At 41.0% G+C, this 18,236-nt stretch carries 17 protein-coding genes; 4 read left to right on the top strand and 13 right to left on the bottom strand.

From position 1 onward, the window contains the following. Window positions 1-4 precede the first annotated feature (4 nt). Window positions 5-1,063: a hypothetical protein gene (locus L3Q70_RS02065; RefSeq protein ID WP_062567312.1), complete on the top strand. Its 1,059-nt coding sequence runs from the start codon at window positions 5-7 to the stop codon at window positions 1,061-1,063. Window positions 1,064-1,121: 58 nt separating this feature from the next. On the opposite strand, the gene trpS is transcribed toward L3Q70_RS02065, so the two are convergent. From trpS to rpe, 3 genes are read right to left on the bottom strand one after another with little or no spacing between them, the layout of a single operon-like run. Next, on the bottom strand, window positions 1,122-2,126 hold the full coding sequence (gene trpS, locus L3Q70_RS02060; protein WP_062567311.1) for a tryptophan--tRNA ligase: 1,005 nt from the start codon (window positions 2,124-2,126) through the stop codon (window positions 1,122-1,124). A gap of 46 nt (window positions 2,127-2,172) precedes the next feature. Further along, window positions 2,173-2,838: a phosphoglycolate phosphatase gene (locus tag L3Q70_RS02055; protein ID WP_193988245.1), complete on the bottom strand. Its 666-nt coding sequence runs from the start codon at window positions 2,836-2,838 to the stop codon at window positions 2,173-2,175. Then, complete coding sequence (gene rpe, locus L3Q70_RS02050; RefSeq protein WP_062567309.1) at window positions 2,835-3,521, bottom strand: ribulose-phosphate 3-epimerase; 687 nt, start codon at window positions 3,519-3,521, stop codon at window positions 2,835-2,837. Before rpe ends, L3Q70_RS02055 begins: the two co-directional genes overlap by 4 nt. Before the next feature lie 317 nt (window positions 3,522-3,838). Between rpe and L3Q70_RS02045 the strand changes: the two genes are divergently transcribed. Continuing rightward, on the top strand, window positions 3,839-4,135 hold the full coding sequence (locus tag L3Q70_RS02045) for a hypothetical protein (RefSeq protein WP_062567308.1): 297 nt from the start codon (window positions 3,839-3,841) through the stop codon (window positions 4,133-4,135). Between the two features lie 5 nt (window positions 4,136-4,140). Continuing rightward, a complete protein-coding gene (locus L3Q70_RS02040; protein ID WP_062567307.1) occupies window positions 4,141-4,326 on the top strand; it encodes a DUF2970 domain-containing protein in 186 nt (61 codons plus the stop codon). Here L3Q70_RS02040 and L3Q70_RS02035 read toward each other — a convergent pair. The 9 genes from L3Q70_RS02035 to L3Q70_RS01995 form a co-directional block, all read right to left on the bottom strand. Continuing rightward, window positions 4,298-5,140: a Dam family site-specific DNA-(adenine-N6)-methyltransferase gene (locus L3Q70_RS02035; protein WP_062567306.1), complete on the bottom strand. Its 843-nt coding sequence runs from the start codon at window positions 5,138-5,140 to the stop codon at window positions 4,298-4,300. The two genes, L3Q70_RS02040 and L3Q70_RS02035, sit on opposite strands and share 29 nt — an antisense overlap. Window positions 5,141-5,193: 53 nt before the next feature. Continuing rightward, window positions 5,194-6,531 carry an AAA family ATPase gene (locus L3Q70_RS02030; RefSeq protein ID WP_237114772.1) on the bottom strand — a complete coding sequence of 446 codons (1,338 nt, stop codon included), beginning with the start codon at window positions 6,529-6,531 and terminating at the stop codon, window positions 5,194-5,196. Further along, window positions 6,531-7,601, bottom strand: a complete 1,071-nt coding sequence (gene aroB / locus L3Q70_RS02025; protein WP_237114771.1) for a 3-dehydroquinate synthase — start codon at window positions 7,599-7,601, stop codon at window positions 6,531-6,533. Before aroB ends, L3Q70_RS02030 begins: the two co-directional genes overlap by 1 nt. A gap of 26 nt (window positions 7,602-7,627) precedes the next feature. After that, entirely contained in the window at window positions 7,628-8,146 is a 519-nt protein-coding gene (gene aroK, locus L3Q70_RS02020; protein WP_036973192.1) for a shikimate kinase AroK, read from the bottom strand. A gap of 179 nt (window positions 8,147-8,325) precedes the next feature. After that, window positions 8,326-10,404: a type IV pilus secretin PilQ family protein gene (locus L3Q70_RS02015; RefSeq protein ID WP_062567303.1), complete on the bottom strand. Its 2,079-nt coding sequence runs from the start codon at window positions 10,402-10,404 to the stop codon at window positions 8,326-8,328. Continuing rightward, window positions 10,391-10,927: a pilus assembly protein PilP gene (locus L3Q70_RS02010; RefSeq protein ID WP_193988243.1), complete on the bottom strand. Its 537-nt coding sequence runs from the start codon at window positions 10,925-10,927 to the stop codon at window positions 10,391-10,393. Before L3Q70_RS02010 ends, L3Q70_RS02015 begins: the two co-directional genes overlap by 14 nt. Beyond that, complete coding sequence (locus L3Q70_RS02005) at window positions 10,924-11,529, bottom strand: type 4a pilus biogenesis protein PilO (protein WP_062567301.1); 606 nt, start codon at window positions 11,527-11,529, stop codon at window positions 10,924-10,926. The genes L3Q70_RS02010 and L3Q70_RS02005 overlap by 4 nt, the downstream gene beginning before the upstream one ends. Continuing rightward, entirely contained in the window at window positions 11,519-12,091 is a 573-nt protein-coding gene (locus tag L3Q70_RS02000) for a PilN domain-containing protein (protein ID WP_062567300.1), read from the bottom strand. Before L3Q70_RS02000 ends, L3Q70_RS02005 begins: the two co-directional genes overlap by 11 nt. Further along, window positions 12,079-13,158 (bottom strand): pilus assembly protein PilM, encoded by a 1,080-nt coding sequence (locus tag L3Q70_RS01995; protein ID WP_193988242.1) that lies wholly within the window; start codon window positions 13,156-13,158, stop codon window positions 12,079-12,081. The genes L3Q70_RS02000 and L3Q70_RS01995 overlap by 13 nt, the downstream gene beginning before the upstream one ends. 132 nt (window positions 13,159-13,290) lie before the next feature. On the opposite strand from L3Q70_RS01995, the gene L3Q70_RS01990 reads away from it, so the two are divergent. Beyond that, on the top strand, window positions 13,291-15,792 hold the full coding sequence (locus L3Q70_RS01990; protein WP_062567298.1) for a PBP1A family penicillin-binding protein: 2,502 nt from the start codon (window positions 13,291-13,293) through the stop codon (window positions 15,790-15,792). Between the two features lie 96 nt (window positions 15,793-15,888). On the opposite strand, the gene metL is transcribed toward L3Q70_RS01990, so the two are convergent. Further along, the gene (metL, locus tag L3Q70_RS01985) at window positions 15,889-18,234 is read right to left on the bottom strand and encodes a bifunctional aspartate kinase/homoserine dehydrogenase II (RefSeq protein WP_237114770.1); all 2,346 of its coding nucleotides are present in this window, start codon (window positions 18,232-18,234) and stop codon (window positions 15,889-15,891) included. Between the last annotated feature and the right edge of the window lie 2 nt (window positions 18,235-18,236).

Here is an 18,236-nt window from a genome sequence, read left to right as displayed (position 1 = left end):
TTGCGTGCGTAGGTATTTAAAAATTGCAAAATGGCGCGCGAATAAACAGCTTCAACAACAGCAGCGTAGCTGGCAGCCACATAAAACAAAGCTGGTTGAACGTATACAAGCCATTTGGTTTAACTTAAGTACCGCGCAAAAGCTTTATCTGTTAGCATTAAGCAGCCTGATTGTTCTACAATCGGGCTGGTTAAGTGCAACCATTACGATCATAGCACTCGTTATAGAGTTTTGGCCGAAATTTAATCAGCTTTGGCATTCACTTGCAGGCAAAGCGTTAATTTTAATCTTCTACGCCAGTATCGCTAACTTTGTATTGGCCGGTGCGAGCGGTATTGTAAACGATGTAACTCATGTCTCATCAACTCACTTTAACTACACGCATAACTTTGCCACTCTCTTATATTTACCCCCTTGGGCGATGGGCATTAGCCTAGCGACCCTATTATTATTTCAACTTTTTTTACCCTTCTATATTTTTGCTTTATTACTGATAAAACCATTTGGCTCTGAGCGAATTAAGTTTATAAGCCAAAGCTATTCGCCACTATTAACCGCCATAGTGCGCTTTGTATTAGCGTCAGTGGTATTGATTAACCTAATTTCCTTTATTGACGACCAACCGCCTGAAGAAGTACTCGACAACATTGTCAGTACCTTTGCAGATAGTAAAGCCATTGCTAAAGAGTCAGGTGAAGAGCAACAAAAAGCGGTAGAAGAACTCAGTGAAAAAATAGAACAACAATTGCCAGACAGCTCAGAGAAACCACTCACACCAAAGCCTGACATAAATCTTGACGGTGATGGCGAAACAGCCGAAAACCTACGCCAGTTTTTAGATACCAAAGGCTACTTTGAACGCAGTAAACGCTTAATTGCCATGTTTGCATACAGCTTTGAGGCAGATAGTTACTCCCGCTGTGTAAAAACAGAAAACAGTAAAGCGGTTGAACTCAATGATTATGAAATTGTGCAAGTAACCCCAGATAACAATGCGGAGTATGGCTACCGCTTTGAAGTGATAGCTTGTGACTCACCAGGTATCTTGCCAGTTACTAAATAGCAGACAAAAAAATACCGCTATTAAGCGGTATTTTTATTTCAATAATTTGTTGAAAAGCTTACGGACGAGGGATAAAACCTACCGCATCGTAAACAGCTTTTAATGTTTTTTCAGCGCGGATACTCGCCTTTTCAGCACCTGATTTCATAATGCTATCAAGTAGTGACTGATCTTCGCGAATTTCTTTAAAGCGCGCTTGAATTGGCTCAATCATATTAACAACAGCTGCTGCTGTGTCTTTTTTCAGGTGACCATACATTTTGTCTTCATATTCAGGCACTAAGTCTTCAATTGAGCGCTTAGTTGCAACTGATAATAAAGTGAGTAAATTAGATACACCTGGTTTTTCTTCACGATCAAAGTAGATACGCGCTTGCTCGTCAGAATCTGTTACTGCTTTTTTCAGTTTCTTTTCTATCTTCTTCGGCTCATCTAATAACATGATGTAACCGTTTGGATTTTCATCTGACTTAGACATTTTTTTCAACGGATCTTGCAGGCTCATTACACGTGCACCAAACTCAGGGATGTATGGTTCAGGTAGTTTAAACACATCACCGTATAAGTTATTGAAACGTGTTGCAATATCCCGTGTTAACTCAAGATGTTGCTTTTGATCTTCACCCACTGGCACTTGATCAGCCTGATATAACAAGATATCAGCCGCTTGCAGCACAGGGTAAGAGAATAAACCCACATTTACGTTATTCGCATGCTTTGACGACTTATCTTTAAACTGCGTCATACGGTTAAGCTCACCCATTTGCGCATAACAGTTTAAAACCCAGCTAAGCTGAGCATGTTCAGGCACTTGAGATTGTACAAATAGTGCCGATTTCTCAGGGTCGATACCACATGCTGCATACAGCGCAATACCGTCAAGCACGCGAGAGCGTAGTTGCTCTGGATCTTGACGTACAGTAATGGCGTGTAAATCTACTAACATAAAGAAACTTTCGTGGTCTTCCTGTAGCTTAAGCCACTGGTTAATAGCGCCAACATAGTTGCCTATTGTCATACCACCGGTTGGCTGAATGCCGCTTAACACTACTGGTTTACTCATGATGTTCCTTTATATTTTTACTTAAAAAGACGAATTTAAAATGCACTTACCTTTGGGTAAGAACAGGTATTATATCTAAGAAATTCTCGCAGAGGTACTCTGGATTGAAATCAGCGAGGTTTTCACCTTGGTTATAGCCGTAGCTTAGCGCAACAACTTCAATATTAGCCGCTTTGGCAGCCAAAATATCACTTTTTGAGTCGCCTATCATAACCGCTTTTTCTGGGCTTACATCAAGTTGCTGACATGCAAACTGCAAAGGCTCAGGTGATGGTTTCTTTGCCATATCATCACCACAGACAATCAGCTGAAAATGGCTGGTCAGTGAGAGTTTATCAAGTAACTTCTCGGTAAAACGACGTGCCTTATTGGTGATCACCACTTTAGGCATACCAGCAAGCGCAGCAAGCCCTGTTTCTACATGCTGATAAAGCGCACTATAGTCACCCACAACGTGGTCATAATGCTGATAAAACAAATTAATAGCGCGCTCAGCAAGGGCTTCGTCTAAATGTTCACTGATTTGCATATCGCCACTCAAGCCGCGCTTAACAAGTGTTTCTATCCCATTTCCCACCCAGCTTTCGACCAACTTTTGGCTAACAACTGGAAATGCTAAGTCAGTCAGAGTCAGGTTCATTGCAATATATAAATCATAAACACTGTCGACTAAGGTGCCATCTAAATCAAAAAATGCTGCATCGTATTTCATGAATCAACCTTCGCAAGTTCACTGCGCATTGCATCGATTACCGCTTTATAATCTGGTTGATTAAAAATCGCAGAGCCTGAGACAAACATATCAGCGCCCGCTTTTGCTATTTCGGCAATATTATCAATACCCACACCACCATCAACTTCTAAACGAATATTGCGACCTGAGTCATCAATAATTTTACGCGCTTGGCGAAGCTTCTCGAGGGTATGAGGAATAAAGCTTTGGCCGCCAAAGCCTGGGTTAACCGACATTAATAACACTACATCGACTTTATCGAGTACATGTTCAAGGTAGCTAAGACTGGTTGCAGGGTTGAACACCAGACCTGCTTGGCAGCCACTGTCTTTTATGAGCTGCAAGGTGCGATCAATATGTTCACTGGCTTCAGGGTGAAAACTAATAATTGAAGCGCCTGCTTCTGCAAAGTCTGGGATAATTCGATCGACTGGTTTTACCATGAGATGTACATCAATCGGTGCCGTCACGCCGTAGTCACGCAGTGCTTTACAAATCATCGGGCCAAAAGTTAGGTTTGGCACATAATGGTTATCCATTACATCAAAATGTACAACATCAGCGCCACTTGCGAGTACACGATCAACATCTTCACCTAAGCGAGCAAAATCGGCCGAGAGTATAGACGGGGCTATTAAATACTTTTGTAATGTTTCCAACATGAGAAATTCCATTATAATTTGCGACAGCAAGAAGAGCGCATAATGTAACCCAATAGCTAGCCGATTAAAACACTGCGCTCTTTGTGAGGTAAATAAATACAGTGAACTAGTCCATTCAGCTAACTAAACTTGAGTATGAGTAATAAATTATTTAATTTATTCGCATAGTTAGGTTTTAACACACAAAAATTAAACATAAAGCTTACCTCAAGACACTAATTTTATTAATTTTTCCTTAAATTCAGCAGTAATTAAGTTTGTTATTTGAGCAATTGTTAGGTATGCTTGGCAAAATAACATAAACAAAGGTTATTACCATGCGTGCTTTTAAAACTGGGATCTTAATCGCGTCCGCACTGACTGTTGCTGCTTTTGCACATTCGCTTTCAACTGCGAATGACGACTTTTTATTAACTGCATCAAATTGTCAATGTAACACAACAGGCCTTTCTACAAGTGCTAATCAATGTATGCAAGCCGAACAAGAAACTGGTTGGTTTTCTTGGCTTACAGGCGATAGCCGCAGCGCACAATTCCATTATTTAGATTTACTAGAATTACTAACAAGTAGTGAAGAATCAAAAAAAGTTAGTAGTTTAGGCTCGAAATTTTAAGCCCGATGAGTAAGTTTTTTAGCGCATTACAAAGTGTTTTTGCTGCTTTTTTTGGTGTGCAATCAGAAAACAAACGTCAGGCCGATTTCAAAGAGCACTCATTAAGCACAATCATTGTTATTGCTCTTGTGTTATTTAGCTTATTCGTAGCGGCTATTTATTTCACCGTTTCTTTGGTGCTAAATACATAGCCATCAACTCATTTACTTTATTCCGCGAGCCCCCTTTTGGGCTAATTGTGCGTTTCACCTGAATCTCATCAAGTGCTGCTTGGCTGTATATTTTCCGAGTCCACACTGTATCGTGGTTTGAGATAAGCACTGGAGTGTTATTTTCAAATGCTGTTTGCTCTGCCAGATTTGCTAGGTTAGCTTGATCATCTAAATTAAAGCCCCCTTTCGCATACGAGGTAAACGAGGCCGTTTTACTTAACGGCACATAAGGTGGATCGCAGTAAACAACCGCATTTTCAGGAATAAGCTTAAATACTTCGTCATAACCTAAGCAAGTAAAGGTTGCTTGCTGTGCTTTGTGCGCAAAAAAGCTCATTTCTTTTTCAGGAAAATATGGGCGCTTATATTTACCAAAAGGCACATTAAAAATGCCTTTGAGGTTGTAGCGACATAAGCCATTGTAGCCATGGCGATTCATGTATAAGAATAAGATAGCACGCTCATACACATCATTGCTTTGATTAAACTGAACACGATACTCATAATAAGCTTCAGGATGATTGTTTAATTCAACGAATAGTTTTTTCGCATCACTAATAAACTCATCCGGAGTGCGTTTTAGTTCGGTATATAGGTTGATAAGGTCTGCATTGATATCATTAAGAATGTAATGCTTGAAATCTGTATTTAAGAAAACAGAACCTGCACCAACAAAAGGCTCAACTAAGGTATCAGCGCTCGCGCTCGCTTTTTTTAAACGGGCATGAATATCTTCTACTAAGCTGTATTTTCCACCTGCCCACTTAAGGAAGGCTCTGGTCTTTTGCTGCATCTGCTCTTAACTTCAATTCAGTGTTGCGCGATTCTACACTAATCTGTTTTATTTTACTGATCTAGTGAGGCGATTTCTTGCTTAATTTTACTTATTTTTTTGTAAAAAGGCTGATTTTTACGCACATTATCAGAAAGCTGTAAAGCAGCCTTTTTTGCGTCACCTAAGCTTTCATAACTGCCGGAAGTAACAATCCACCAACGTGTACCATTACGTAGTGCTTGGTATATGTGAACTGTATCCTGTAAGTTATTTTCTGTAATAAACTTATCGGTAATTTCTTGTTTAGTTACAGCCAGCAGTTGAATAACAAAGTGCCCATCAGGTTCAGCTAAGTACCAGGCATTTCCTGTTAACGTTGCAACCTCAGCGGGCTCTGTTAGCTGCTTTTGCTCCGCTGGTGCACCTTCTAAATCAGTGGCGGTATCATCACTTTCTGCCGTTTCTTGAGGTTCAGCAGGTACAGGAATAGCTAAACTATCAACAATTGCTGATACGTTATTTTCATGTGATAGCGTAGCAACAGGTTGTTCTTGCCCATTACTTTGTTGCTGAGCGGTTTCAATAGGTGCTTTTTCAAGTGCTTTGTCAGTTGGTGCTATGATTTTTTCAGCTGGCAGCGCAGTGGCTACCTTTGCTGTTGTATCTTGTTGATAATGCTCTTTCCACCACTCGGTCATATCGGCCTTGTATAAAAAGCCAATTATCAGCAGCATGGTCGTTAACAGTAATAAGAGTAAGTAGAGTAATTTATAACTTTTTTCAGGTTCACGAATATCAGCGGTGTGTTCTTGTGGCTGCCAAGCCAATAAAAGAGCTGGATTACCCTTTGCTTCTTCAACAAAAGTGCGAAAAACAGGGTCTTCTTCAACTGGCAAGTTAGGAAAAAACCAACGCATCAATTGTTTACTCTCACTCATATTGAGGGCTTCAAGATGAATTTCTACGGCTTGTGTAAACTGCCCTACCGATTGCGAGGCTATTAGGATATAGAGCGTACTGGGGCTTTGCTTGGCAATAAGCTCAAGCTGCTGAACAAGCTCTTCTGATAGGTGACGACCACCATCGATAACCCATAAACAATCGCCACATGGCTGCTGCTTATAGAGCTGATAAAAGTTCTCTGAAAGTGTTAATGAGTGATCGATAAGCGGGTTGCGAAAATTCTGTTCGAGTAAATCAGTAACAAATTGTTGATCCGTCATCTTACCGTTAAGTTGCACAAAAGCTTTATTAAACTCAAGATACTTATCGGTAATAAAAGTTTCTAATAGATAACTTTTCCCTAAACCAGAAGGACCTAATAAACATATCAGGTTTTGCCCATATTCAAACTGTAGGGCGATTCGATCAACTAGCGCAGCACGGCTAGGCAATATTTGCGATTGCATTAGCGTATAAGTAAATCACAAACCTGCTGATCAGTTACATCACTAACCAGCGCACATTGACCAAATTTTGTAGGAAGAATAAAGCGAATGGTGCCTTTTTTATTTTTCTTATCTTTGCGCATGTGGGTAAGAAACTGCTCGCAAGTCATCTCATCTGGCGCTTCCACAGGTAAGTCGTATTGAGCAATAAGCGCTTCAATACGTTCAACCTCTTGTTGTGATAAATCATTACGCTTGTGTGCTAGTCTTGCCGCCAATACCATACCCGCTGCAACCGCTTCACCGTGTAGCCAATTACCATAGCCCATCTGTGCTTCAATCGCATGACCAAACGTATGACCTAGATTCAATAATGCACGCAGGCCCGCTTCTTTTTCATCTTCAGCAACAATAAGCGCTTTAATTTCGCAGCAACGGTAAATCACGTGTTGTAATGTTTGCTCATCGAGTGATTTAAGGTTGGCAATATTTTGCTCAAGGTAAGCAAATAATTCTGTATCGTAGATCAGGCCATACTTAATGACTTCAGCCATACCTGCTGCAAACTCACGCTCAGGCAACGTATGCAAAGACTTAGTATCAATGAACACCGCTTGTGGCTGATAGAAAGCGCCAATCATGTTCTTACCTAACGGATGATTTACCGCTGTTTTACCACCCACCGAGGAATCGACCTGTGATAGTAAGGTTGTTGGTACTTGTATAAACGGCACGCCACGTTGATAACACGCTGCCACAAAGCCCGTTAAATCGCCAACCACACCACCACCCAAAGCTATTAAGCAGGTGTCTCGGCCACAGTTATGCTCAAGTAAAAATGCTGAAATCTTTTCAAACCACTCTAGTGACTTATATTGTTCACCATCAGGAATAATAAAAGAGAGCGGATTATGATCAGCCAACGACCTCATTACATCATCTAAATATAAAGGTGCAATAGTGTCGTTGGTGATAATAACAGGTCGACAATCACCGATATGTTCACGGAGTCGACCTTGGTATTGAAGTGCAGATTGACCAATATAAATAGGATAACTTCGCTCGTCCAAATTAACAGTTAATTCAAGCATCGCTAGTTTCCTTTTATTCTTGGTTTTTAAAAATCTAATTTCTCGATGATTTGATTAGCAACAACTTTTGCGCTTTGTTCATCAGTGCGGACAACAAAATCAGCGACTTCTTTGTATAGCGGTTCGCGTTCTTCAGCTAAGCGCTCTAATACATCGCGCGGTGCTTCTTCTGTTTGCAATAATGGACGACGCTTGTCGCGCTGCGTGCGTGCAACTTGCTTTTCGATCGGCGTTTCAAGGTATACAACAATACCACGAGCAGAAAGCTTGTTACGTACTTCTTTACTGATCACAGAACCACCACCGGTTGCAAGAACGATACCTTGCATCTCAGTTAAGTCTGAAATAACAGTTTCTTCACGAAGTCGAAAGCCCTCTTCACCCTCAAGATCGAATACCCAAGCAATATCTGCTCCAGTACGACGCTCGATCTCTTGATCTGAATCGAAAAATTCAAGGTGTAATTGGTCAGCAATGTGACGACCAATTGTGCTTTTGCCAGCCCCCATAGGGCCCACTAGAAATATATTACGTTTCTCAGCCATATCTTTTTAGTACAAACGAACTCTAAAATTTGAAATAAAACCCCGCCTAACGACCTGGCCCCAAAATTAAGGAGGGGATTATCTCAGTAATTGATTGGGTATTTCAAGTCAATTAACATAAAAAGCCAGATAACGAGCAATTAAACAGGTTAATTGCTCGTTGATTAAGAAAAAATCACCTAATCGATTTGAATTTTTGGTGTTACGAAGATCAACAACTCTCTTTTTTCATTAAATTCACTGGTGCTTCTAAATAAAACACCTAAGTACGGAATATCACCCAATAGGGGGACTTTCTTTGTTGAATTGACGATTTGCTGTTGGAAAATACCGCCAAGCACAACCGTCTGTCCGTTTTCAACCAACACTTGCGTTTGAATCTGTTGGGTATCAATCGCTACAGCAGGTCCTGTTGGTGTCTGAACAGTATCACCACGTGTATCTTGTGTAATCACAAGATCTAAGATGACTTTGTTATCTGGCGTGATGTGCGGTGTTACTTCTAAGCTTAATACTGCTTTTTTAAAGCTCACCGTTGTTGCACCACTTGATGCCGCTTCAACATAAGGGATCTCAGTACCTTGTTCTATACGCGCTTTTTGCTGATTTGCTGTTGTAATACGCGGACTTGCAATAATCTCACCTTTATTTTCTTCTTCAAGCGCTGTCAGCTCTAAATCAATTAAGGTGCCATTTGCAAGTTTTGCTACATGCATACCAATGCTTCCCGCAGGGTTTGAGATTGGTAAATTAACGTTGAGTCGATCAGACAAATTAGGAATAACCCCATTCGAAATCGTCTCTGCACCTTCTAATGTGCCAGCAATCCCATCACTCCCTTGTTGATCACTAAAGCCCCAACGAACCCCCAAGTCTTCTTGAACATTGTCTCGTACTGTTACCATACGTGACTCAATCACCACTTGTTTTACCGGAATATCTAAGGTTTCAACCATACGGCGAACACTTTCAATACTCTTTGCGGTATCTTTGATTAGCAGTGTATTAGTGCGTTTATCAACTGACACACTACCACGCGCAGAAATGATACTATTGGTGTCGGTTTTTAATAAGTCCGCAAACTCTTCTGCTTTTGCGTAGTTAAGGCGAATGTACTCACTGTATAGAGGCTCTAAGTCTTCAACTTGTTGTTTCGCTTTTAACTCTTTTGCTTCTCGGGCTGCAAGCTCTTCAGATGGCGCAACCATTAAAATCGTGCCATCCATACGTTTGTCTAAACCTTTGACTTTTAACACAACGTCCAGCGCTTGATCCCATGGTACACCTTCTAGGCGTAATGTGATGTTTCCTGTTACAGAGTCACTGGTCACTAGATTAAACTCATTATAGCCAGCAATAATCTGCAAAACGGCGCGCACCGGAATATCTTGAAAGTTTAAGGTCATTGGTCGACCTTGATACTCTATACCACCATCAAGGTAGGCTCGCTGTGAATCATCTTTTTCAACAGTGAGGGTGAAAATATTTTCTATTTGTTGATGAGTAAATTTAAACGCCGCATTAGGCTCAATGACAACACGGCTCATATTACCCTCTTTAAAGGTTTCGATTGAGCTAACCACAGTGCCAAAATCAAGTACATCTAATTGATAAAGTAGATCATCTAAAATATCTGTGTGATGAAACTCTGCAACAATTTTCCCACCACTTTCGTGAACGTCGATGGCAGCTTGCGTATCTTGCAGAAATACAAGTACACGCCCTTCTCCCTTTTCACCACGGCGAAAATCTATCGACTGAATTGTATTGATATAATTGTTCTTTGCAGAAAGAGGATCGGCTTCGTCGGATGTGATTGGATTGTCCGAAACATGTAAGCTGACTATGTTATCTTTAGCTATTGTTTTATAAATTTTCAAACGCTCTAAAGACACTGTCACTTTTAGACCTTCAGAAGTCATTGTGCTTGTAACATGCTTTATACCTGCTTGGTTTACGGCTACATCACGAACACCGTTATCAACGCCTACATCACTGAATAGCATCTCAATACGAGCTGGCGTGTTATACACCTGCACTTTTGGCTCAAAGGTAAGTGCTTCATCAAAGACGAGTTGTAATTGTGTCTCGCCCTTCATTAATGGGTTATAACGTATGTCATATAATAATGGAGCGGCTACAGCAGCTTGCGCCATAAAAAAAGCTAATGCAGCTAATATATATTTATGCATATCATTTAACCAAGTCGTTGCTTTATGCATTTTGTTTTTACTTTTCATACGATTAACTTGCACCATTTGTATTTGCCTCTAACATTTCTAGTTTTGTCAGACGCTCTTTCCAACAACCAGCCCCATCAGGGATTAATTCTAATAATTGTATATAATTGTCATGCACTTCTTTTATTTCGCCATGATACAAACCAAGATAATTACCAACGGTAACCCGATAAAGAGTTTCATCAGCCGCTTTGATCAGTGCCCATGTTTGACCACTTCGGCCAATTGTTCCTTTCATTGATAAATTATCCAACGGGTATTTTTCTAGTGGCTGGCGAACACGGTCAGGATCGGGATGTAAGCAGTTTTTTACCTGCACGAGATTATTTTGAATAATTTCAGGCTTAGGGGCGACAAATGGGCTGCGCATTTTACCCGCACTGTATTCAAAATACTCAAAATTCGCCATTTGTGGAATCGGCTCGACCTTCGGCGTTGTGCTTGCTTTAACCTGATCAATAAACTCTTTTTGCTCAGAGGTATCATCGTTACAGGCACTGAGCAATAAACTCATCATGATTACTAAGGGGAACTGTTTCACTTTTTAGTCCCTCCTTCATAACGGTATGTTTTAGCCACAACACTAAACGTTAACTCATCATTCCCTAAGGTTTGAATTGTGAAATCATGAAGGCTCACAATACGAGGAAGCTGTGCGACTTTACCAACAAAATCACCAAACTCATGATAAGTACCCACAACCTCTATTTTTATTGGTAACTCAGTATAAAATTCTTTTTCTATTTCAGGTAACCAACCAATTTTTAAGAATGTAAGGCCGCTGGTTGTTCCCACATAAGATAAATCATCGAGTAATCCAGGGGTTTCATTTGAGGTCGGTAAGCGCTTCAATAGCTGCGAGAACTTTTCTTCCATATCAATCATTTGTTGGCGATACAGTTCTAAATTACTGGCTATAGCGTACTTTTGCTTATAGGTGGTGCGCAGTTGGGTTTCTTTCTCAACAGCGGCTTGGTAACTCGCGATTTCATCAGACACCAATAAGCTGTAACTAAAGTAAAGTACAATAGCTGCAACAAAGCTACAACACAGAACTTTAACGGCGATAGGCCAATCGCCCATGTTTTCGAGCTCTATTTCATTCCAATCTATTTCTGTTAACGATTTGATATCAAGGTTCATTGCGCGCCTCGCCTATCTTATCAAATGGCTTAACATAAAATTCCATATTAAAGTCACTCAGTAGTCTTGATGTTTGTTCACCTGCAACAATACCTTGCATGATAGGTCGTTCAAGTAAATAAGAGCCTTGAACTTGGCGTAGCATGGTTGATAAACGGTTATTTGACTCGCTACGACCAACAACATGAATACTATTACCGCGGCGCTCTAATTTAGTTAAATACACTCCCGCAGGCACTATTTTCGCAACTTCGTCCATAATTTGCGTACCCAGGTTACGACTGCTTTGTAACTCTTCGATTAAGCGCATACGTTGTTGTAAGCTTTCTTTCTTTTTATCCAACTCGTTAATTTCACGAATACGTTGATTCAGTAATGCTATTTCTGTGTTCAAAAAATCATTTTTAATATTTTGCCCTTCGCGCAGACCGCTATAAAAAGAGCTCAGGATGTACATACTCAAGAAGCAAACCACCACAACTGCAAACAAAATAGTGACAAATTTATTTTGTGACTCTTTTCGTTGCTGTTCACGCCAAGGTAGCAGGTTTATATGTGGCATGATGAAAAGCTCCTTAATGCTAACCCTGTCGCTATTGCAAATTGCGTACGATGACGTTGTAAAACGTTACGATCTATCTTTGGGGCTATCTCAATATTAGCAAAAGGTTCTGCAACCACTGTATGGATCCCTAATTCTTCAATCAATAGACGGTCTAACCCATCTATCATGGCGGTTCCACCGGTTAAAACAATATAATCGACCTGATCTTTACCACTGGTTGTTAGGAACATTTGCACAGCACGCCTTACTTGCTGTAAAAGCGATGTTTGAAATGGTGCAAGCACCTCAAAGGTATAATTAGGGGGTAAATCACCGGTTGTTTTACCAATTTCAGCTTCATCAAAACTCTTGTTGTAATAACTGACAATACTATTAGTGTATTGGTCACCACCAAATACTTGGTCACGGGTATATATCGTTTCACCCGCTTGAACAACACTCACCAGCATCAATACAGCACCGATATCAACGACGGCTACACACTTGTTAAAAGCATCACTTGGTAGCTGCTGATAGTAGATGTCCATGGCACGGCTCAATGCGTAGCTTTCAACATCAACAACTTTCGCTTTCAGGTTGGCTGTTTCAAGTGCACTAACCCGTGCCTCTACACTTTCAGTTCGCGCAGCAGAGAGTAAAACATTCACTTTACTTGGATCAGCTTCATTGATTGAAAGTTTTTCGAAATCAATATTAACCTCATCAAGTGGATAAGGAATGAGGCTGTCGGCTTCAATGGCAATTTGCGACTCTAATTCAGCATCAGTTAATGATACATCCATAAAAATAACTTTCGTGATCACGGTTTGTCCAGACACGGCTACGGCCGCGGACTGAACTGATTTGGGTAGTTTCTTTTTTAATTTAGTAATCACATTGCCAATTGCTTCAATATCTTGGATTGATCGTTCAGATATTGCGCCTTTAGGCATAGGTTCTATCGCTAAAGCCTCAAGTCGCAAACCTGCGTCTGTTTTCTGCAACAACACCGCTTTGATACAATGCGATCCAATGTCGATCCCTACCATCATAGATGAAGGCTTTTTAAATAGTTGACTTAGCATGTTTGCAACTTGGCCTTTGTTTTAATAATAAACAAGTTATAATTTTTGTCTGAAAAAATATTATTCATTTTTTAATCAATATATACTAGCAGTCTCCGATTCTAATTGGGAGTCTATTTAGGGAAAATATAAGTGATTTTATTAAAGAGAACTTTACAATTTATTATCATCTGCTCGTTTTTAGGCCTTATTACTTTAGTCGGTCTATACTATTACGTTAAACCTGACATTCCTAGCGTTCAGGTACTAAAAGACGTTCAGTTACAGACACCTATGCAGGTTTTTTCTCGGGACGGCTTATTGATTAATCAATTTGGTGAAAAACGACGTATTCCCGTCACGATAGATCAAATACCACAGCCACTCATTGATGCAATTTTGGCAACTGAAGACAACCGCTTTTACGAACACATAGGGATTGACCCTATTGGTATTGTTCGCTCTGCCATTGTACTCATATCCACAGGTGAAAAGAAACAAGGCGCAAGCACTATAACTATGCAGTTAGCTCGTAACTTTTTCTTAACTCGAGAAAAAGCTTATATTCGTAAGGTCAAAGAAATTTTCATCGCACTGCATATTGAAAGTATTCTTAGTAAAGATGAAATTCTTGAGTTGTACTTAAATAAAATTGAGCTTGGAAATCGAGCTTTTGGTATTGGTGCCGCCGCCCAAGTTTACTACGGTAAAGAACTAAACGAACTAACCCTTGCGCAAATGGCGATGATTGCAGGCTTACCAAAAGCCCCCTCTGCTTTAAACCCTATCCGAAACCCTGTACGTGCCAAAGCACGTCGAAACGTAGTGCTTGGTCGTATGTATACAGAAAAATACATCACACAAGCGCAATATGATGAAGCAACTAGTGCCCCTATCACAGCTAAGTTTCACGGCGCTGAAATTGATGTATACGCGCCCTATATTTCAGAAATGGTACGTGCAGAAATGGTCGCCCGTTTTGGTCATGAACGCGCTTACAATACTGGCTTTAGAGTATTTACAAGTATCGATTCTGAAATACAACAAGCTGCACAAGATGCTTTAGTCAATAACCTCCATGCTTACGATATGCGTCATGGCTATCGAGGTGCAACAGCTCAGCTATGGGATAGCGAAACAGAAAATCCTCTTAACAAAGACGCGATTTTAGAAAAACTAAAAGACGTTAAAGAGTTTGGTCCATTATTAACAGGTGTCGTTACCCAAGTTGCAGAACAATCAATTCAAGTGTTGCTAAAAAATGGCGAACAGGTAACGGTTGAATGGGATGGCTTAAAGTGGGCGCGTAAATATATCACTCGCTACCGTCAAAGCTTCCCACCAAAAACAGCTGCTGAAATCCTCACAGCGGGTGCGCAAATATGGCTTCGTAAAAACACTGATGACAGCTACATTTTGAGCCAAATACCAGAGGCATCAAGTGCATTGGTATCCCTCGACCCACAAGATGGCCGTATTAAGGCTATCGTTGGGGGCTACAGCTTTGAGCAAAGCCAATACAACCGTGCTGTTCAAGCAAAACGTCAAGTAGGGTCAAATATAAAACCGTTTATCTACTCAGCGGCACTTGAAAACGGCTACACCTTGGCATCTATTTTAAATGATGCGCCAATAAATCAGTGGGATAAAAGCCAAGGTGTTGCATGGCGTCCAAAGAACAGCCCTGCAGTGTATAACGGCCCTATTCGTATCCGCCGTGCCCTTGCACAATCTAAAAACGTGATCTCTGTAAGGTTACTACGCGGTGTTGGCTTACAACGCACCGCAGACCACCTACTCAAATTCGGCTTTTTGAATAGCGATATTAACCGCAGTGAATCCCTTGCATTAGGCAGTGCTTCAATTACACCGCTTGAACTTGCCAGAGGGATGAGTAGCTTTGCTAATGGTGGACACCTCATCACCCCGTATTTTATTACTGAAATACAGGATTCTTCTGGCAATACGATATTTAAAACACAGCCAGAGCTTGCGTGTGACACGCCCGAGCCGACATCATTTACAAGTTATACAGCTGACAGTGACCAGTTAAATTCAGCACAACCGGATACTGCGCCGCGTTGTGCACCGCGTATTATTTCAAAGCAAAATGCTTTCTTAATTTCACAAGCGATGCATAGCGCAATTTGGGGTGGCGGTAGTTGGACCCACAAAACGGGCTGGAGTGGTACAGGCTGGCGAGCTCAAGCACTTGAGCGCCGTGATCTTTCTGGTAAAACCGGTACAACCAATGACTCTGTGGATACTTGGTTTAGTGGTTTTAATCGAAATGTAATGACCTCAGTGTGGGTTGGTTTCGATAACCCAGGTAACCCACTTGGCCGTTCAACCTACAATAATAATCTAGATAAATCACAAATATCTGGTGCAGAGTCTGGTGCTAAAACAGCTCAACCTGCTTGGGTTGATTTTATGCGAGTCGCACTCGATGGCATGCCTGAGGCACCTATTGAGTTACCTGAAGGACTGGTGTCTGTTCGTATTGACTTAGCCACGGGCTTGCTTAGTCATAAAAATGATTATACCAGCCGCTTTGAGTACTTTATTAAGGGCACAGCCCCTACGAAATATGTACTCGATCAGCCAACTGATGTATTTGAAGAAAATCTTTCAACAGAAGAAGAGCTATTTTAGCTAATTGAGTGTAATAAAAAGACCCCCAGTAATTGGCATGTCCAACTATTGGGGGTCACTTCATTTGGCGGTTTTTTATTACACGATAAACAAGATTTATTTTAGGTTGTTCACCAACCAGTACAAATCAGAATGAACCCCTGCCGCAGTGACTTCTTTTCCTGCACCTGGGCCTTGTATTACCAAAGCGTTCTCAGTGTACCACTGTGAGTTAATAACAAAGATATTGTCACCTGGCTTAAGGCTTGCCAGCACATCGTCTTTTGCTACATTAACTAGACCAACTTCAGCTTTCACGTTGCCATGAGTAATGGTAATCGCGCCGGTATAGCGAACAAGCTTATTTTCGACTTGTGCTTGCTCAGCTTTTATCGTCATAAATTCATCAAGTAAATGCTTATTTGCTAAGAAATCTTGCCAACTACCCGCGGCCAACTCTTCAGGCATTAATGGTGTTAAAGCAATATCATCAAGCTCTAAATCAAGACCAAGATCACGTGCTAAAATAAGCAGCTTACGTTGCATATCTCGACCCGACAAATCTTCACGAGGATCAGGCTCTGTGTAACCCATTTGCTGTGCTTTTAGTACTAAATCAGAAAACGGCACGCTGCCATCATAACTGCTGCATAACCACGACAGAGTACCGGAAAAAACCCCTTCAATACGGTTAATTTTATCGCCACTGTTTTGCAGATCAGCGAGTGCAAAGTTGATAGGCAAACCTGCACCAACACTGGTGTTATAACGCCATAATAAATTACGCTCAGCTAAATTACTGCGTAAGTTTTGATACCAACTATTAGCTGCCGTACCAGCATATTTATTAGCACTGATCAGGTGGCAGTTTAGCTCAACAAAATCAGGGTATAAAAGGCTAAACGCTTCACTAGCTGTGATATCTACGATCACTTTGTGCTCATAATCGAGTTCACTAATACGTGTTAATAGCTCTTCTTTTTCGTAGTTTTGTGCTTCATTTTGCCACTGTTCTTGCCACATCTCAGTGTTTAAACCACTAGCACTAAACAGCATTTGCTTGGAGCGAAGTAAAGCGACCACTTTCACTTCATAGTGTTCTGAAAGGCGTTTTAGCTGCGCTTGTAGTTGTGAAAGAAACACCTCCCCAACATTACCCAGCCCAGCAACAATCACAGCCAACTCTTGGCCTTTATTAATTAACTTGTCGTGTAGTAAGGTCAGCACGTCACTATCAATCGCTTGGTCTTTTAAAACTAATACGTAGTTTTCATCTTGCTGTACAAAGCGTGTGTTGATACTTTGCTCTTTTAATAACGCCGTTGTTTGCTCTGCGAGTGAGCTAATATCACTACTTGGCGCTACCACCGCGCAACCACTTAAATTAGACTCAACAATATTGGCACGCCCTGCAAGGTAACTTACAACTTGATGTGTACACGAGCCTGGCACTAACAGATAGGTATCGCCGGCTTTTACAAAGTGATGCAGGCTATGCTGAATCAACTGGCTCAATTCACCCACTTCGCCACTACTTAATTTATCAATACGAAGCAAGTCAATGTTATCAAGGGTCGTAATAAAACGTTTAGCTTTACTGTACCCCTCTTTTACAACCTCTGTTGGGCTTGCCTCACAGTCAAAGCTGCTTCTTACAACGAGTTTAATGTCGCTACCTTTTAGCGGCGACAATGTCTTAGCATGCAATACAGGGTTACCTAAACGGGCTAACAAATTCGCTTGTTCACGGCATACCTTGTTATACTTAACAGCATTTTTAACTTTGCGAGGATCTGTACTAAATACACCTTGTGTATCAGTCCAAATTGAAACTTGCTTTGCAAAGGTATAACTAGCCAGTAGTGTGGCACTATAGTCACTGCCATTGCGCCCTAGGGTTACGGTATTGCCTTGGCAATCAGCGGCAATAAACCCCGTCACAACATTGATCTGGTTATGGTTGATTAACTCACTGCAACTTTGCTGATTTTTTTGATGCAACAATTGGCCATCATGCAAAGTAAAGAGCTGTCTTGCATCAACATCTTTAGATTCTAAACCGAGTTGATTTAAATAGGCTGCAAGTAACCGAGCAGACCAAACCTCACCATGAGCAAGTAAAGGTGCTTCATGTAGTTGTTGCTGGGCAATTAACGCTGTCAGTGATGCTAATTCATCTTTTAGTTTAGCTAATGCATGTTGCTTACTCTGCGACACTAATAGCTGCTCGATTAGTGCACGCTGATTATTATCAATAAGCAATAAAATATCACTCACAGCTTGATTATCATTTTGTTGATAGCTCTGCCAGAGCTTTACAAGTGTGTCTGTCGTTTTCCCAGAGGCTGATACAACAACACAATCGCCTAGCTCAGTGTTTGCCAACACAATGTTCGCAACTGCTTGATACCGCTCGGCTGAGCTTAGGCTTGAGCCACCAAATTTATGAACAATATTAACCATTT

The sequence above is a fragment of the Pseudoalteromonas sp. CF6-2 genome (genome assembly GCF_021729425.1).
GTDB classification, from domain to species: Bacteria; Pseudomonadota; Gammaproteobacteria; order Enterobacterales; family Alteromonadaceae; genus Pseudoalteromonas; species Pseudoalteromonas arabiensis.
This window is presented reverse-complemented; position numbering and strand designations above follow the sequence as displayed.

What these genes read in the sequence shown, in the direction of transcription:
- L3Q70_RS02000 (WP_062567300.1), bottom strand. Translation starts at nt 12,091, where the DNA reads ATGCCACATATAAACCTGCTACCTTGGCGTGAACAGCAACGAAAAGAG.
- trpS (WP_062567311.1), bottom strand. Translation starts at nt 2,126, where the DNA reads ATGAGTAAACCAGTAGTGTTAAGCGGCATTCAGCCAACCGGTGGTATG.
- aroK (WP_036973192.1), bottom strand. Translation starts at nt 8,146, where the DNA reads ATGGCTGAGAAACGTAATATATTTCTAGTGGGCCCTATGGGGGCTGGC.
- metL (WP_237114770.1), bottom strand. Translation starts at nt 18,234, where the DNA reads ATGGTTAATATTGTTCATAAATTTGGTGGCTCAAGCCTAAGCTCAGCC.
- aroB (WP_237114771.1), bottom strand. Translation starts at nt 7,601, where the DNA reads ATGCTTGAATTAACTGTTAATTTGGACGAGCGAAGTTATCCTATTTAT.
- L3Q70_RS02005 (WP_062567301.1), bottom strand. Translation starts at nt 11,529, where the DNA reads ATGAACCTTGATATCAAATCGTTAACAGAAATAGATTGGAATGAAATA.
- L3Q70_RS02015 (WP_062567303.1), bottom strand. Translation starts at nt 10,404, where the DNA reads ATGGTGCAAGTTAATCGTATGAAAAGTAAAAACAAAATGCATAAAGCA.
- L3Q70_RS02035 (WP_062567306.1), bottom strand. Translation starts at nt 5,140, where the DNA reads ATGCAGCAAAAGACCAGAGCCTTCCTTAAGTGGGCAGGTGGAAAATAC.
- L3Q70_RS02055 (WP_193988245.1), bottom strand. Translation starts at nt 2,838, where the DNA reads ATGAAATACGATGCAGCATTTTTTGATTTAGATGGCACCTTAGTCGAC.
- L3Q70_RS02040 (WP_062567307.1), top strand. Translation starts at nt 4,141, where the DNA reads ATGAGTAAGTTTTTTAGCGCATTACAAAGTGTTTTTGCTGCTTTTTTT.
- L3Q70_RS02045 (WP_062567308.1), top strand. Translation starts at nt 3,839, where the DNA reads ATGCGTGCTTTTAAAACTGGGATCTTAATCGCGTCCGCACTGACTGTT.
- rpe (WP_062567309.1), bottom strand. Translation starts at nt 3,521, where the DNA reads ATGTTGGAAACATTACAAAAGTATTTAATAGCCCCGTCTATACTCTCG.
- L3Q70_RS02030 (WP_237114772.1), bottom strand. Translation starts at nt 6,531, where the DNA reads ATGCAATCGCAAATATTGCCTAGCCGTGCTGCGCTAGTTGATCGAATC.
- L3Q70_RS01995 (WP_193988242.1), bottom strand. Translation starts at nt 13,158, where the DNA reads ATGCTAAGTCAACTATTTAAAAAGCCTTCATCTATGATGGTAGGGATC.